13 protein-coding genes and 1 pseudogene are annotated in these 15,105 nt (G+C 55.1%); 5 read left to right on the forward strand and 9 right to left on the reverse strand.

The features are described 5' to 3' along the window. Nucleotides 1-52 precede the first annotated feature (52 nt). A complete protein-coding gene (locus JCM17844_RS11780; RefSeq protein ID WP_210431892.1) occupies nucleotides 53-1,807 on the reverse strand; it encodes a M2 family metallopeptidase in 1,755 nt (584 codons plus the stop codon). Between the two features lie 462 nt (nucleotides 1,808-2,269). Here JCM17844_RS11780 and JCM17844_RS11785 point away from each other — a divergent pair, with 462 nt between their 5' ends. The 4 genes and pseudogenes from JCM17844_RS11785 to uvrB all read left to right on the forward strand — a co-directional run bounded on the left by JCM17844_RS11785 (nucleotide 2,270) and on the right by uvrB (nucleotide 8,251). Continuing rightward, a complete protein-coding gene (locus JCM17844_RS11785) occupies nucleotides 2,270-3,658 on the forward strand; it encodes a CHASE2 domain-containing protein (RefSeq protein WP_210431893.1) in 1,389 nt (462 codons plus the stop codon). Between the two features lie 159 nt (nucleotides 3,659-3,817). After that, the gene (locus tag JCM17844_RS11790) at nucleotides 3,818-4,315 is read left to right on the forward strand and encodes a hypothetical protein (protein ID WP_150001143.1); all 498 of its coding nucleotides are present in this window, start codon (nucleotides 3,818-3,820) and stop codon (nucleotides 4,313-4,315) included. Between the two features lie 228 nt (nucleotides 4,316-4,543). Beyond that, nucleotides 4,544-5,959 carry a M48 family metalloprotease gene (locus JCM17844_RS11795; RefSeq protein ID WP_210431894.1) on the forward strand — a complete coding sequence of 472 codons (1,416 nt, stop codon included), beginning with the start codon at nucleotides 4,544-4,546 and terminating at the stop codon, nucleotides 5,957-5,959. Between the two features lie 100 nt (nucleotides 5,960-6,059). Continuing rightward, nucleotides 6,060-8,251, forward strand: a pseudogene (gene uvrB, locus JCM17844_RS11800) (excinuclease ABC subunit UvrB). A gap of 103 nt (nucleotides 8,252-8,354) precedes the next feature. Here the strand turns inward: uvrB and rpsU are convergent. Next, nucleotides 8,355-8,561 (reverse strand): 30S ribosomal protein S21, encoded by a 207-nt coding sequence (gene rpsU, locus JCM17844_RS11805; RefSeq protein WP_150001145.1) that lies wholly within the window; start codon nucleotides 8,559-8,561, stop codon nucleotides 8,355-8,357. 322 nt (nucleotides 8,562-8,883) lie between these two features. On the opposite strand from rpsU, the gene JCM17844_RS11810 reads away from it, so the two are divergent. After that, nucleotides 8,884-9,543: a COQ9 family protein gene (locus tag JCM17844_RS11810; RefSeq protein WP_150001146.1), complete on the forward strand. Its 660-nt coding sequence runs from the start codon at nucleotides 8,884-8,886 to the stop codon at nucleotides 9,541-9,543. On the opposite strand, the gene JCM17844_RS15285 is transcribed toward JCM17844_RS11810, so the two are convergent. The 7 genes from JCM17844_RS15285 to JCM17844_RS11840 form a co-directional block, all read right to left on the reverse strand. Further along, nucleotides 9,528-9,722 carry a hypothetical protein gene (locus JCM17844_RS15285; protein ID WP_371864764.1) on the reverse strand — a complete coding sequence of 65 codons (195 nt, stop codon included), beginning with the start codon at nucleotides 9,720-9,722 and terminating at the stop codon, nucleotides 9,528-9,530. The genes JCM17844_RS11810 and JCM17844_RS15285 overlap by 16 nt on opposite strands. After that, a complete protein-coding gene (locus JCM17844_RS11815; protein ID WP_210431896.1) occupies nucleotides 9,692-10,111 on the reverse strand; it encodes a TetR/AcrR family transcriptional regulator in 420 nt (139 codons plus the stop codon). Before JCM17844_RS11815 ends, JCM17844_RS15285 begins: the two co-directional genes overlap by 31 nt. A 38-nt stretch (nucleotides 10,112-10,149) precedes the next feature. Next, nucleotides 10,150-10,821, reverse strand: a complete 672-nt coding sequence (locus JCM17844_RS11820) for a DJ-1/PfpI family protein (RefSeq protein WP_150001147.1) — start codon at nucleotides 10,819-10,821, stop codon at nucleotides 10,150-10,152. A gap of 132 nt (nucleotides 10,822-10,953) precedes the next feature. Next, nucleotides 10,954-11,721 (reverse strand): Bax inhibitor-1/YccA family protein, encoded by a 768-nt coding sequence (locus tag JCM17844_RS11825; RefSeq protein WP_150001148.1) that lies wholly within the window; start codon nucleotides 11,719-11,721, stop codon nucleotides 10,954-10,956. Nucleotides 11,722-11,820: 99 nt separating this feature from the next. Beyond that, a complete protein-coding gene (locus JCM17844_RS11830) occupies nucleotides 11,821-13,719 on the reverse strand; it encodes an ABC transporter permease (protein WP_150001149.1) in 1,899 nt (632 codons plus the stop codon). Continuing rightward, the gene (locus tag JCM17844_RS11835; RefSeq protein ID WP_150001150.1) at nucleotides 13,716-14,354 is read right to left on the reverse strand and encodes an ABC transporter permease; all 639 of its coding nucleotides are present in this window, start codon (nucleotides 14,352-14,354) and stop codon (nucleotides 13,716-13,718) included. Before JCM17844_RS11835 ends, JCM17844_RS11830 begins: the two co-directional genes overlap by 4 nt. After that, entirely contained in the window at nucleotides 14,351-15,067 is a 717-nt protein-coding gene (locus JCM17844_RS11840) for an ABC transporter ATP-binding protein (RefSeq protein WP_210431897.1), read from the reverse strand. The genes JCM17844_RS11835 and JCM17844_RS11840 overlap by 4 nt, the downstream gene beginning before the upstream one ends. Between the last annotated feature and the right edge of the window lie 38 nt (nucleotides 15,068-15,105).

The following is a 15,105-nucleotide window of genomic DNA, read 5'->3' on the forward strand; positions in this document are numbered from 1 at the left end:
AGCGCCAAAAGCGCTCCCTTTTTATTGTCAAATCAAAGCCTTCATGAAGGGCTTACCAGCCGCACTCACGGTCGGCATTCTGTTCATCCAACCATTCTTTCAGCGGTGCGAAATAGGCAAGGATCGCCGTGGCATCGGCTTCAGACTTGCCGGTAAAGGCAGCCAAAGCATCTTGCCAGGGTTTGGATGCGCCCATTTCCAGCATTTCGTTGAATTTTTCACCCACGGCTTCATTGCCATAGATGGAGCAACGATGCAGTGGCCCTTCCCAACCGGCCAGATCGCATGCGGCTTTCTGGAACTGGAACTGGAAAATATGCGACAGGAAATAGCGCATATAAGGCGTGTTGCCCGGAATATGGAACTTTGCACCGGGATCAAAGGCATCGGCGGGGCGATCATTGGGGGCCCGCACGCCCTGATATTGTTCGCGCAGCTTCCACCAGCCATCATTATAGCTATCCGGTGTCAGTTCGCCGGAGAACACTTGCCAGCGCCATTTGTCCACCATCAGGCCAAAAGGCAGGAATGCCACTTTATCCAAGGCTTGGCGGAGCAAAATCCCCAGATCCGCCTCTGCGGGAGGCAGATCTTCCAACAGGCCGATCTGCTGCAGATAGTCCGGCGTGATGGACAAGGCGATCATGTCGCCAATGGCTTCATGGAATCCGTCATTGGGATCATTGCGGAACAGCGGATCCTGCACCGAATAGGCGCGCTGATAGATATTATGGCCGATTTCATGATGGATGGTCTGGAAATCTTCGGCATCCACCTTGATGCACATCTTGATGCGGATATCGTCGATATCGTTCAGATTCCACGCCGAGGCATGGCACACCACATCGCGGTCTTCGGGTTTGAGGAACAGTGACCGCTCATAAAAGGTTTCGGGCAGGGGGTCGAAACCCACCGAGGTGAAGAAGCCCTCGGCGGTTTTTACCATGTCCAATTCGCTATAGTTCTTTTCCGCCAGCAAAGCGGTCAGATCATAAGCGGGGGCGGTGCCTTCGGGGGCCACTTTATCATACACATTGCCCCAGCTTTGCGCCCACATATTGCCCAGAAGATGCGCCGGGATTGCTTGATCCAGCGGCACCACCTCGTCGCCATAGCTTTCATTGAGCTTGGCCCGCACATGGCATTGAAGCGCATCATAAAGCGGTTTCACTTCGCCCCATAAGCGATCCACATCACCTGCGAAGGCATCGGCATCCATATCGTATTTGGAGCGCCACATGGTGCCCACATCTTTAAAGCCCAGCCCTTCGGCCCCGGCATTGGCGATATCCACCATACGGGCATATTTGTCTTTCATGGCGGGCGAGATCGTGCGCCAGCCGCTCCATGCTTCCAGCAATTCATCGGGGTTGCTGGAACTGCCGATCACATGCTCAAGCTCGGTAAGGCTAAGGCAGCCATCGGGGCGGGCATAGGAGCCAAGCACCGTCTTGCCGTCTTCGGGGCAGTATTTGCCCTTCCCGTAAGACGCTTCAAGGTCGGTGGTGATTTGGGCCAGCTCGGCGGTGGCTTCGGTGTCACCAGCGGGAGCGGGCAGGGTCAGTCCCAGCCGCAAAAGATTGATCTTGCGAGCCACATCGGCGGGAAGGTCCAGATCGCGGAACGTGCTGGCTTTCTGTGCCAGCTCCACGCCCAGAGTGGTCATTTTCTCGCTGCTTTTGGCGCTCAACCAGTTGGTGTCATAGGTGATGAAATTGGAATTCACCCAAGCGGTGCGCGCCGCCGCTTCCGATTCGCGCGATACCGTGGCTTCGGCCTCCTTGACGAACTGGATGGCGTCTTCCACCGTTGGCGCCGCTTTGGTGGCGTCGGCATTTTGCGCCGTGTTATTGTCACAGGCTGCCAGCAGGCCAAGGCTGCCATGCTCAGCACCAGCCGAGAGGCCAGCCCAAAGCGTTTTTTCCCCAAATAAGCTGTCATTGTCCTTACTCCCTTCTCACCGCACATGGATCGCGCGGCCTTTGTCGGTGCTTAATGGAAACCGGACAGCCTCTCTTGTCAACGGAGCATGGTAGAGAGATGGATTTGGCTCATTATTGTGAGGGGGGGAGGAACTGGTTATGATTTGCTGTCGAGTGATGGCTGTATCGGGGGGCTGATATGGCTTTAGGGGAAAGCGATGTCAGACAAGAATGGGAAAACATGCCAGAAAGACCGGGCGGAGAAGTCGGTCAGGAAGATGTCATGGGGCGATCGATGCGAGGAACTCGCTAAAATTTTTATATTTGCCGCATCCTTGTGGACGATTATGGCATTGGACCCCTTGGGGCTTGTCAGTGCCGCGGACCATTTTTCGCAAGATGCTTTTAGCAAGCTGACAGGACCGTTTCATTCTCAGGACGCCGTGGACCGGATCACTGTGGTGCTGATCGATGATGCAGATATTCCAATCTGGCCCGGTGAATCACCCGATAATTGGCCTATTTCCCATGCCGACCATCTGTGTTTATTGCGCTTGATCTTGTCTTACGAACCGCAATCGGTGTTTGCCGATATTTTATTGGCCGGGGAAAGAGAGGATGAAGGAACCGGACCGTTGATTTCGTTTCTTTCTGCCTATGCTCAAGGCACCTCCTTACCAGACGACGCTCTGTGTGGAACGGATGTGCCTGCCTTTGAAATGCGCCCCCCCATACTTTTCGCAGATATTCCCCCTATTCTTGATGCTATGGGGAATGCGGAAACCGGGCGGGTTCACAGCCGTGAACGCGGGCTTCGGGCTGATATTGCCAAGAGCGGGGTAGAGCGTGTGATGGTGAAATGGGCCGGGTATGGAAATCTATATCCTTTCCAAGTGCCCGATGGCACGGGGGGCAAAATTATGACGCCCGCAGTGCGCATGTGGCAGGCTTCGCTTGAGGATGAACGCCTTGCAGCTGATCTTGTTCAGGCGATCGAGACGGGAAATGATACATCCGGGTTGGGGCAGCCCTTGGAGCTTATGTGGAATGCGCGGCCATATCCGGGGGCGCCTGTGCCACAGAATATGCACCGATGCCCTTTTGGAACGCCTTCTGTCGTCGGACGTTTTTTTGAAATGCTTGGTTTGTTGGCAAAAGGCATTTTTCATTCTTCCGCACCGGGGACAAAATGGGATATTCCGCAAATTTGCCAAACATTTGATACCGTGCATGCCAGCGAATTGGTGCGGCAGGATCTGGTGGCGCCTGAGCAGCTTTCACAACGCCTGAAGGGGCGCCATGTGTTGATCGGTGCCAATGTATCCAGCTATCCAGATTTGATTGAATCGCCGGTTTCCGGGCTTGTACCTGGTGTGTATTTGCATGCCACGGCGCTGGATAATTTGCTGCTTTACGGGGCTGATTATATGCGCAAAGCCCCTGAAAAAATGGCCAATTTCATCGAGGTTATATTGGCCGTCATATTGGCCATACTCCATGCACCGATGCAGGGCCTTTGGAAGTCATCAAAACAATCTTTTTTGGGCCAATGTGGCGGTATATTGGCGTGCCTTTCGGCATTTGTCGGGGTTGTTTTTCTGATCGTGTGGGTGGAGGCGTCTTTGTGGGATTATATGCCTGCCAATTGGGCGCTTTTGGTGGCGGCAGCCATGGGAGGAGCGTTACCACCACTGGATTGGATCACGAAGCGTTTGCGGGGCGGGCTTTCTAGATAGGTGCGGCTCAGTCGGACTGTCCTGTCTATGCTAAGGGTGTGTTGGGGGATGAATTTTTTGAAATTTTTTGCATTTTTTTAAGAAATAGAGTCAAAGTAATATGTGCTCTGTGGTTGTAGTGGACGATGCTGGATGTGGGGCAAAGTCATGGGGAATACAATGACCAATTGGCTGGTTTCAAGGCATGTAAAAGCTGTCTGTCTTTTGGGCTGTGGCGTTTTGCTTGGCATTGGCAGCTTCGGGTTTGTTTTAAGTGAAGATGCAGATGCACTTGCCGCTACAATGGAAGCCAAAGCATCAGAGCCCGCGTTGGTTATCAGCGGATTTCGTGAGGTGCCGCTTCAGACCTACCATATGAATGGCAGCTTTGCGGAAAAGTTGGGTGCGGAGCAATTGGCCGATCCGCAAAAGCGCGTAACCGTGCGGGGGTTCAATAACCGGTCCAAGTTGATCCTGATTGAATTGGCAGATCAGGGATATTTTTTTGTGCATCGTGATGATGTGATCGCCAGTGATGAAGAGGCATTGAAGGCGCATACGCGCAAGAAAAGCCGTGGACTTGTGTGCTTGGCGCGTAGTGATAATCACAGACAAATCTCGCAACCGCGCGATACACGCCGAGCTTATACCAAGGGGCTGTCTGACAATCCTTGTTAATCATCTTGCTAAGAGGGGTTAGGTTGTGTTTGGGGGATTTATGATGAAGCGGCCATGGATAGCATTTGGCTTGTTATTTGGTCTGTCCGGCTGCCTTGGCAGCACGAGCGGTTCTGAGACCCGCTATCTGGTGAGAGCAGAAGCCAATCCTGTCGATTATAGTCGCTTAAAGGAACGTCGAGCAGACGCCTTTTCTCAAGTTGATGGGGGCGAATCGGGTACCTTGGCTTGCGGGCGGACCCCACCATTGAATTGCCACCTGGGGTGAATATTCTTGTTGATGAGAAGGTGGAAGAGCATCTGGCTAAAAATCTGCAACAATTGCTGGCACATTGGCCTGGTGATGTGCCGGATATCACATTGGTTTTGAATGATGGCTCCGCTTATCACGCCAGTGCTGTGCCCACCGGGCAGATTGTGTTGCAGCTTGGTGTTTTGAAAAACGTTGAAAGCTTTGACGAACTGTCTTTCGTTCTTGCTCATGAAGCGGCACATATCTTGAAAGATCATTTCCGGTCTGTGGAAAAGCGTGAAGAGTTGGATTCAGCCATGGTTTTGGGGCTGCAACTCGTTGCAACCGGCGATTCCCTTGCCCATGATGGCTCAGCGTCGGAGGTTACCCAAAAGGCTGCGTTGGCAACGCAATTGGGGGCTGTGGCCAATGATTTGATGGGGTTTGGCTGGGACCGTGGACAGGAAATAGAAGCGGATGGAATTGCCTATGAATTGCTGCTTGATGCGGGATTGTCCGGGGATGGGGCGATGGATAGCATCGACCGGCTGATCTCCGAAGAAGATAAGGTAGAAAAAGCGTTGGAAGAACGCTGCGGTGGCAAGCCATCGATCGCCCGTGATTTTTTGGGTGGCCTTACAAAGAGTTTTTCAGACGCTATCGCTAAAAAAGAAGCTGTTCCTGCTGATCCTTTATGTTCCGGTGTGAAGCGGACTTTAGCGTCTTTTACCAAATCGCACCCCAAAGCATCAGATCGGCGTAAAGCGCTAGAAGCTCATAATGATCTGCATTTTTCGGACCGTGCGGTGGTGTTGCAACAGGTTTTTGAGGAAGGGGGCTATCTGGCCCAAATTTCTCCCAATGGCAGTATTTCCCGTACAGAGCGGGCGCGGTTGGTTTTAGCGGCGCTCGAGCGGGATGATGTGAGCCAAGCTAAAAGTCTGGTCTCTGGGGTGCTTCTGGATGAAAATGATCCACTCCCATGGGGGCGGTATGCACGGTATCATTATCGTATGCGTACCGGTGATCGCGCCGGTGCGATCAGAGATTTGGAATTCTCTGTCGCTGATGGGGGCGCTTTTCGTGAAATATATAAAGAATTAGCGGAACGCTATGCACAAGATGGCCGTTTTCATGATGCCATTGCGCATGTGGATATGGCGGCAAGCCGTTTTGGCTATCCCGAACTCCATTATGTAGCAAAGCTGCGTTACCTGATCCTTGCTGAAGATATCCCGGGTGCATGGACAATTTACGGCCAATGCACCCGTCAGCGTGCGCTTGCTGAACAGTGTGGGCAAGTGGCAGACATTCATGACTTGGATACCCGCTATAAAGCATATAAAGCCGAAAAAGAAGAAACGGAGCTTTTGAAGGGGGAAGGCGGTGAAGTGGTTTCTGGTTCTTTCTGAGGAGTGAAGGCAGGAGGGGGATTTAGGATGCTGGCTGCTTATTTGGGATCAGTATAAGGGCCGTCTTCCATTCCGCAGGAGAAGACTCCATATTGGGGGCATGTCAGCATCACAGCCCCATATCAATCCCCATGTGTTTATCCCGAAAAAGCCGGTGCGTCCGGAAAAGTCCGAAGGCGGTATCCGGTTTCGGCTGGATAGCGACTATGAGCCCGCCGGCGACCAACCCACCGCCATTGCCGAGCTTTTGGAAGGCTTTGGCGATGGCGAGCAAAACCAGGTGCTTTTGGGGGTCACGGGATCGGGTAAAACCTTCACCATGGCGCAGGTGATCGCTGCCAGCCAGAGGCCCACCCTGATTCTGGCCCCCAATAAAACGCTGGCGGCACAGCTTTATGGGGAGTTCAAAAGCTTCTTCCCCGATAATGCGGTGGAATATTTCGTCAGCTATTATGATTATTACCAGCCCGAAGCCTATGTGCCGCGCACCGACACCTTCATTGAAAAAGAATCCACCATCAATGAGCAGATCGACCGCATGCGCCATTCCGCCACGCGGGCGCTTTTGGAACGAGATGATGTGATTATCGTTGCCTCCGTGTCGTGCATTTATGGCATTGGCTCGGTGGAAACCTATTCCAATATGACGCTGAAAATCGCCATTGGCGATGAGATCGACAACCGGGCTTTGCTGCGTCAGCTTGTGGCTTTGCAATATAAGCGCAATGATCAAGCCTTCCAGCGCGGGGCTTTTCGTGTGCGCGGCGATGTGATCGAGATTTTCCCCTCGCATCTGGAAGACCGGGCGTGGCGACTGTCCATGTTTGGCGATGACGTGGAAAGTATTCAGGAATTCGATCCCCTGACCGGTGAGAAATTCCGTGGTCTGGAAGAGATCAAGCTCTACGCCAATTCCCATTATGTAACGCCAAAACCGACGCTGGATCAGGCCATTATCCAGATCAAGGCGGATATGTTGGCGCAGGTGAAACGCTTTACCGAAGAGGGCAAGTTGCTGGAGGCGCAACGGCTGGAGCAACGGACCCAATTCGATTTGGAAATGATGATGGCCACGGGCGCTTGTCCGGGGATTGAAAATTATTCGCGCTATTTATCGGGGCGCAATCCCGGGGAGCCCCCGCCCACCTTGTTTGAATATCTGCCCGATAATGCGCTTTTGTTCGTGGATGAAAGCCATGTCACCGTGCCCCAGATCAATGGCATGGCGCGGGGCGATTTAAAGCGCAAGGCAACATTGGCGGAGTTTGGATTCCGGCTGCCTGCCTGTGTGGATAACCGCCCGCTGCGGTTCGAGGAATGGGATGCGATGCGGCCGCAAACGCTGTTTGTATCGGCAACGCCGGGTCCGTGGGAAATGGAACAGACGGGCGGTGTGTTTGCCGAACAGGTGATCCGCCCCACCGGCCTTGTGGACCCGCCGGTGGAAATCCGGTCGGTGGAGCATCAGGTGGATGATTTGATGCGCGAAACCCACGAGATGGCGAAGCGGGGCCTGCGGGTTCTGGCCACCACCTTGACCAAGCGCATGGCAGAGGATCTGACGGAATATCTGCACGAAAACGGTATTCGTGTGCGCTATATGCATTCCGATATCGATACGGTGGAACGAATCGAACTGATCCGCGATCTGCGCCTTGGCGTTTATGATGTGCTGGTCGGGATCAATCTGCTGCGTGAGGGGCTGGACATCCCCGAATGTGGCTGGTGGCCATATTGGATGCCGATAAGGAAGGATTTTTGCGCTCGGAAACGTCCTTGGTGCAAACCATTGGTCGTGCAGCGCGTAATGTGGATGGCCGGGTGATTCTCTATGCGGATAAGCGCACCGGCTCGATCGAGCGCGCTTTGGCGGAAACCGAACGCCGCCGCACAAAGCAGGTGGCTTATAACGAGGCGCATAATATTACGCCGCAAAGTATCAAGCGCGGTATTTCCGATGTGATGGCCCATGTGGCCAATGCGGACTATATGACGGTGGATACCGGCGTGGATGAGTCCCTGCACCGTACCGGCGACAATCTGAAAACGGTGATTGCCGATCTGGAAAAACGCATGCGGGAAGCGGCGGGCAATCTGGAATTTGAAGAAGCGGCCCGGCTGCGCGATGAATTGAAGCGCCTGGAAGATGCGGATCTCGGAATTTTATCCGGAGCCCTGACCAAATTGCATCCACGGGATGCAGACCGTCCGGCAGCGTCCGGCAAGGGGCGGTCTACCGCAGGCCGTCCGGGCACCCGCACCCATAAGGCCAAAGCCAAGGCCAAATGGTGAAGGTTGTTTTCGGTCCGGGATGATGCATTGCGATGGCACAAAAAAAGCCGCCCTACCAAATGGTAAGGCGGCTTTTTGCTATCAACCCAAAGGGGACAGCGTTTTACCGGACGCCGTCACGCTCGGCACGCTTGCGCTCCAGCTTGCGGGCGCGGCGTACAGCAGCAGCCTGCTCACGAGCGCGGCGCTCGGACGGCTTTTCATAAAAGCGGCGCAGCTTCATTTCACGATAAACGCCTTCGCGCTGCAGCTTCTTTTTGAGCGCGCGCAGGGCTTGATCAACATTGTTGTCCCGAACGGTAACTTGCATGTGGTCGGTCTCTCCTATCTGGTCTTTTGGGCTGGCCAGCAGCGTCTTCTGTGGGCCAAATTAATGGGCGCACACTGACAGAGTCACCCAAAACGCTCGCCCCGATACCACAAGGACGCGCGCGAGGACAAGTCAGATAACGCCTGATACGAAAAAAGGTTCCGTGCCGCCGATAAATGGTGCACGAAAACCACAGGTGCTTTGATCTCGTATCTCCCTTATAACACATCCTGAACGATTTACGAATAGCCAAGGCAAACAAAAGGGACGGCGCTTGCTGCGGATCATATGCAGCGATAGGGTGCAAATAAAGGAGCCATCCATGACCACATCCACCGATCGTACGCCACAGGAATGGCAAGACGACCTGATCGAAGGCACCATGATGCATGCCGCTTTCGATGGCTGGACATGGACCGCCATCGAGCGCGCGGCGTCTGAACTTGGTTTGCCCGAAGGCTATGCGCGGCTGGTGTTTCCCGGCGGTCCTTTGGAGGCCATCGAGCATATGATGCGCCGTGCCGACCGGATGATGCTGGTGGAATTGGAACGTCGTGGCGGGGCAAGCATGCGCATCCGCGAACGCATCACCGCAGCGGTGCGTATCCGGCTGGAACAGGCCATTCCCCATCGGGAAGCGGTGCGACGGGCATTGGGTGTGCTGGCCCTTCTGCAACATGCGGCCTTGTCTGCCAAAAGCCTGTGGCGCACGGCGGATGTGATCTGGCGTGCCGCCGGTGATACGGCCACGGATTATAATCACTATACCAAGCGGGCGACATTGAGCGCCGTTTATTCTTCAACCTTGCTGGCCTGGATCGCCGACAGCTCCGAAGGATTTGTCGATACATGGGCGTTTCTCGACCGCCGCATCGACAATGTAATGCAATTTGAAAAGGTGAAAGCCTCTTTGCGCAACAGCACCGTCAATTTGCCATCGCTGACCCGTTTTTTGGGGCGTTTGCGTTATCCGGCGCGTTGACGGGCGGACAAAAGGGCGGTGATTTTCGCTTCCTGATGGGCCACCGCCTCCATAAAGGCATCCGGATGATCCAGCCCCCGCGCCAAGACCAGCCCGCCTTGAATGGCCACCAATGTTTCCCGCGCCAAGCGTTGGGCATGGGCTTGTTTTAGCCCGCCGCGCATAAGGCAGGCCGCCATGGCATCGCACCAACGCCCGAAATATCCGCTGATTTGTTCGGGAAAACGATCATGCTGTCATCCATTGCGAAGGCCCCCATCAGGCAGATACGCTGGCCGCTGTGGAAATAGTGGCGCACCGCTTCAAACATGGTTGCAAAGGCCGCCGCTGGGTCGCCTTGTTGTTCCAAAACGCTGAAAACGGTGTTTGAAAACCAGTCGTCAATGCTGCCCAGCACCGCATTCGCCATGTCTTCTTTGCCGCCGGGGAAGGCATTATACAGGCTGCCCTTGCCCAACCCCGTTGCCTGGGTGATGCGCGATAGGCTGGCACCATGATAGCCATAATGGCGAAACACCTCGCCAAGGCGGGCAATCACCTCATCATGATCGAAGCTGGGGCTGGGCACGGGCTGTTCCTAACAAGTTCCGGGCAAATCGGTTGGGCTTATGACTGGTCGATGATGTGGCGATCCGACCGGTACAAAGCATAAGCATCGGCATATTCCATGATTCGCGCCACATCTTCAATAAAGCTCTGGTCATAGCCTGCGCGTTCCAACAGATAAAAGCCCATCTCCATACCACTGGCAATGCCGCCCGCCGTGATGATACGACCGGCATCCACCACCCGTGACCGCGAGATCTGCGCTTTCGGGGCAATCTGTGCCAATCGGTCAATGGGAACCAAGCCCGCACCCGATGCTTCCAGCCGGTCCGGCTCTTTGCGGTTGGTGGCGGGGAGTTCGTCCAGCAAGCCCATCTGGCCATAAATCCAGCTGCCGGTACACACACTGGTCAACAGGCATTGGCTTGGGAGACTGCGGATATAGCTATGAAGGCGGCCATTATACATTTCTTGCCGCGTGCCAAAACCGCCGGGAATCAAAAAGGCATCCATGGCCGGCGCATCGGCAAAGCTGTAATTGGGTAGCACCGTCATCCCCGCTTGGGTCTGTACGGGGCGCAAGGCATCGGCGATCAAAAAGGCATCCAAAGCGGGATCAAGCCGCCGGGCTACGGAAAAGACACCATAAGGCGCTGCATAATCGACAATTTCCGCATCCTTGAACACATAGATGCCAAGGCGGAATCCGGCTTTGGGGGTGGAGCGTGACATGGCGCAAACCTCTTTTGTACTGTTCGGTAAATGTACCATATGGTACAAATGGAACGTCGCGCAAGAGGGGGAAGACACAAAAAAACCCGGCCTGTTTCCAGACCGGGTTTCAGATCATTATGCGCAAAAGGCTTAGTCGCGGGACGCACCCATGAAGCGCAACAGGAACAAGAACAAGTTGATGAAATCCAGATACAGGTTCAAGGCCCCCATGATGGCGTGCTTGGCGACGGCTTCGCCATTGCCACCGATCTGGAAATACAGGTTTTTCAGGCGCTGGGTGTCATAGGCGGTAAGACCTGCGAAAATCAGAACACCGGCGGCGGAGATGATGAAATCCATCATTGACGAGCCGATGAAGATATTCACCACCATGGCAATCAGCATGCCGATCAGCCCCATGAAAAGGAACTTGCCCATGGCGGTCAGATTGCGTTTGGTGCTGTACCCATAAATGCTGAGCGCGCCAAAGGTGGCGGCTGTCACAAAGAAGGTGCGGGCAATGGACACGCCGGTATAGGTGAAGAAAATCGACGACAATGACAGGCCCATCACCGCGGAAAAGGCCCAGAACAAGCCTTGGGCTGCACTGGCGGAGAGTTTGTTGATCCCGAAGGACATCACCAGCACAAAGCCAAGCGGTGCAAAAGTGACGATCCAGCCAAGTCCGGTCATGCCGGCAATGGCGGGGCCACTGGGCGTCAGCACGATATTGTAAAGCATTTCCTGCATGGCCGGAACGCGGTAGGTCAGCATGGCCATGATACCGGTCAGCAGCACACCGCCGGTCATATAGTTATAGATGCGCAGCATGAAAGACCGCAGGCCGGCATCGACCTCGGCCTGTGTCTGCGCAGGGGCTCGGCCTGTAGCAAAGCGCGGTTCAAATCTTTGGACCATTATTCGCCTCTTCCTTCTTAACAGATGCGCATTATGTTGTTTCCAATATCGGTGTCTTCACCGCGATCTTCAAGTAAAACCGAAAGAAATTCGTGATCCTTATGCCGCGCGGAGCAATCGCGCCGGACGGATGGAAAGCGCTGCCCATGTACTGATCAGTCCAAATGCGACTGTTGCCAGCACAGACAAGGTCACCACCAGCGCCATGATACCGGGCATCACCACAAAATCGATTTCCAGCACATGCTGCACCACCAGATAGCCGCCAATTCCCCCCAGAACCAGGGCCACAAGCCCGGTCAGGGCGCCCAGCAGAGCATATTCAAGGCAATAGGCGCGCAGCACATCCTTTCGCGTTGCCCCCAAAACCTTCAGGATCACCGAATCATAAACCCGGTTGCGGTGGCCTGCCGCCATGGCGCCCGCCAGAACCAGAATTCCGGCGATGATGGTGACGGCAGCGGTTGCCCGCACCGCCGTTGCGATATCGCCCAGAATATCGGTGACAGAGGCCAATACCTCGCGGATGCGCACCGCTGTGACATTGGGGAATTTGTCGGTCAAAATGCGGTAGGCGCGTTCTTCCGCGTCTCCTTTGGCTTCCAAGGTGGCCATAAAGCTGTGGGGCGCAGATGCAAGGGTTTTGGGATCAAACAGCACCACGAAATTGAATTGGAAGCTGTCCCATTCCAAATCGCGCAAAGAGGTGATTTCCCCTTCGATTTCCCGGCCCAGAATAGAAATGGTCAGCCGATCCCCAAGGCCTATGCCCAATTCTTGCGCTTCTTCGGCAGAGAAGGAAATCAGCGGCGGCCCCGCATAGTCCTTTGGCCACCAGGTGCCTGCGCTCACCACATTGTCTTTTGGAATGTCCACCGCATAGCTAAGGCTGCGATCACCGCGCAAAACCCAGCCCGATCCATTGCTGGTATCCCAATCTTCGGCGAGCGTATCGTTGATTTTGACGATGGTGCCGCGCAAGGATGGCACGGTTTCAAGGGCTGCCACACCGGGGATGTTTTGGGCGGTTTCGATGAAGTCATCGATTTGCCAAGGCTGGATATCCACAAAGAAAAACGCCGGGGCGCTTTTGGGGATTTGCCCCGTCACTTCGCGGGTCATATTGCCTTCCACCAGCGCCATCAGGGCAAAAAGGGTCAGCCCTAGCCCCAAAGACACGATCACAGGGGCAGTGGCTGCCCCCGGGCGATGCAGATTGGCGATGGCAAGGCGCAAGCCCGGCGAACGCACATGCTTGATCCGTGCGGCCGCTTTCATCAAAAGCCAGCCCATAAAGCGCAACACGCCCAAACACACCGCCGCGGCAACCATGAAGCCCATGGCCAGCTTTGGCTGCGGTGATAATAAAAGCGTTGCCACCACAATCAGCGCCACTGTCAGCGCCAGCATCAGCACATAAACCCGGCGTGGTCGCGCACCCGATCCCGCCACCAATTTGCGGAACAGCCGTGCCGCCGGAAGATCGCGCGCCCGGCCCAAGGGCCAGATGGTGAACGCCAATGTGATGAGAAACCCATAAAGCGCCGCACTTAAAAGCGGGGCCGGATATAGCCCGAATTGGGGTGGCACCGGGAGACGGTCGCTTAAAAAGCCTTGCAGGGCAAAGGGCAATCCCGCCCCCACCAACAATCCGATGGCAACCGCAAGGGCCGCCAATAGCATCACCTGCATCAGATAGATGGCAAAAATCATCCAGCCAGAAGCCCCCAGCACTTTGAAGGTGGCGATGGTATCGGTTTTACGGTCCAGATAGGCGCGCACAGCATTGCCCACGCCCACGCCGCCGACCACAAGTGCCGTCAAGCCCACCAGTGCCAGAAAAATTCCCATCTGGTTGACGATGCGGCGAATGCGCGGTGCCGAGTTTTCATGGGTGCGGATACGCCAGCCGGAGCCGTCAAAGCGGTCACGGGTATTTTCGGCCCACTGTTTGATATCCACCGTATCGGGCAGGCGTAATTTATAAACATAGGTCACAAGGCTGCCCGGCTGTACCAAGCGGTTTCGGGGATGGACGCCAGATTGATAATGACCGCCGGGCCAAGCTGGAAGCCGAAATTGGCCCGGTCCGGTTCGTTTTCAATGAAGGCCCGTAAGGTAAAATCCACCTGTCCCAACCGGATGGTGTCGCCCAGCGCGATTTTCAAGCGATCCGCGAGTGTTTCATCAATGGCAATGCCCCAGCGTCCGTCCTGCTTTCCAAGCAGATCCGCACGATCAAGGGCAGGGCGTGTTTCAAAGCGGCCATAATGGGGGTAGATATCATCCACCGCCCGCAGCTCTACCAAAGTGCGCTCGCCGGTTTTTTCCGCAAAGGCATTGGTGCGCATGGTGAGAGAGCGCGAGACCTGCCCTTGCTGTTCCATCCATTGGCGGTCTTCCGGGCTGAGTGTGTGGTGAAGGATGCGAATTTCCGCATCGCCCGCCAGCAAAACCCGGCTGTGATCGGCCATTCCTGCCAATAAGGCTGCACTGAGCGACCCCACCCCGGCAATGGCGGTGATCCCCAGAATAAGGCAGGCAAGAAAAATACGGAATCCGCGCAGCCCTTCGCGCATTTCCCGCAAGGCAAAGCGTAAAACCAGAGGCATGGTTTGCGAGCGCCCGATCATTGGGCGGCCTCGTTTTTGCTGTTTATGCCGCGGTCTTCCCGGACAATCACACCGTCCGCCATATGTAACACCCGGTCACAGCGGGCCGCCAAGGCCGGATCATGGGTTACAAGGATCAGCGTGGTTTGTCGTTCTTCATGCAGTTGAAACATCAAATCGATGATGGTGGACCCTGTTTTGGTATCAAGATTGCCCGTTGGTTCATCGGCAAACAAAATTGCTGGATCGGGGGCCATGGCACGGGCCAGGGCAACGCGCTGCTGCTCGCCGCCGGAAAGTTGTGCGGGATAATGCTCCAACCGGTGTGACAGCCCCACCTGTTCAAGCTCTGTGCGGGCGCGTTCAAAGGCATCTTTGCGCCCGGCAAGCTCCAGGGGTACCGCCACATTTTCAAGGGCCGTCATGGTGGGGATCAGATGAAAGGATTGTAAAACAATGCCGATGCGTTCGCGCCGATGCAGGGCCAGCGCATCTTCCCCCATTTTGGTCAGATCATGGCCATCCACCTCAACATAACCGTCGGTCACCTGCTCCAGCCCGCTCATCACCGCCATCAGGGTGGATTTTCCGGAACCGGATGGGCCGACAATCCCCACGGTTTCGCCTTCATGGAGCGTAAGATCAATGCCGCGCAGGATGTGGACCGGGCCAGCAGCGCTATTTAAGCGCAGGTCCACATTTTGCAGATTGATTATCGTGCGCAACACCGCCATCTTTTTCTCCATGATGAAAATAAGCAAACTGCGTGCAT

The organism is Iodidimonas gelatinilytica, from assembly GCF_008579125.1.
Lineage (GTDB): Bacteria > Pseudomonadota > Alphaproteobacteria > Sphingomonadales > Rhodothalassiaceae > Iodidimonas > Iodidimonas muriae.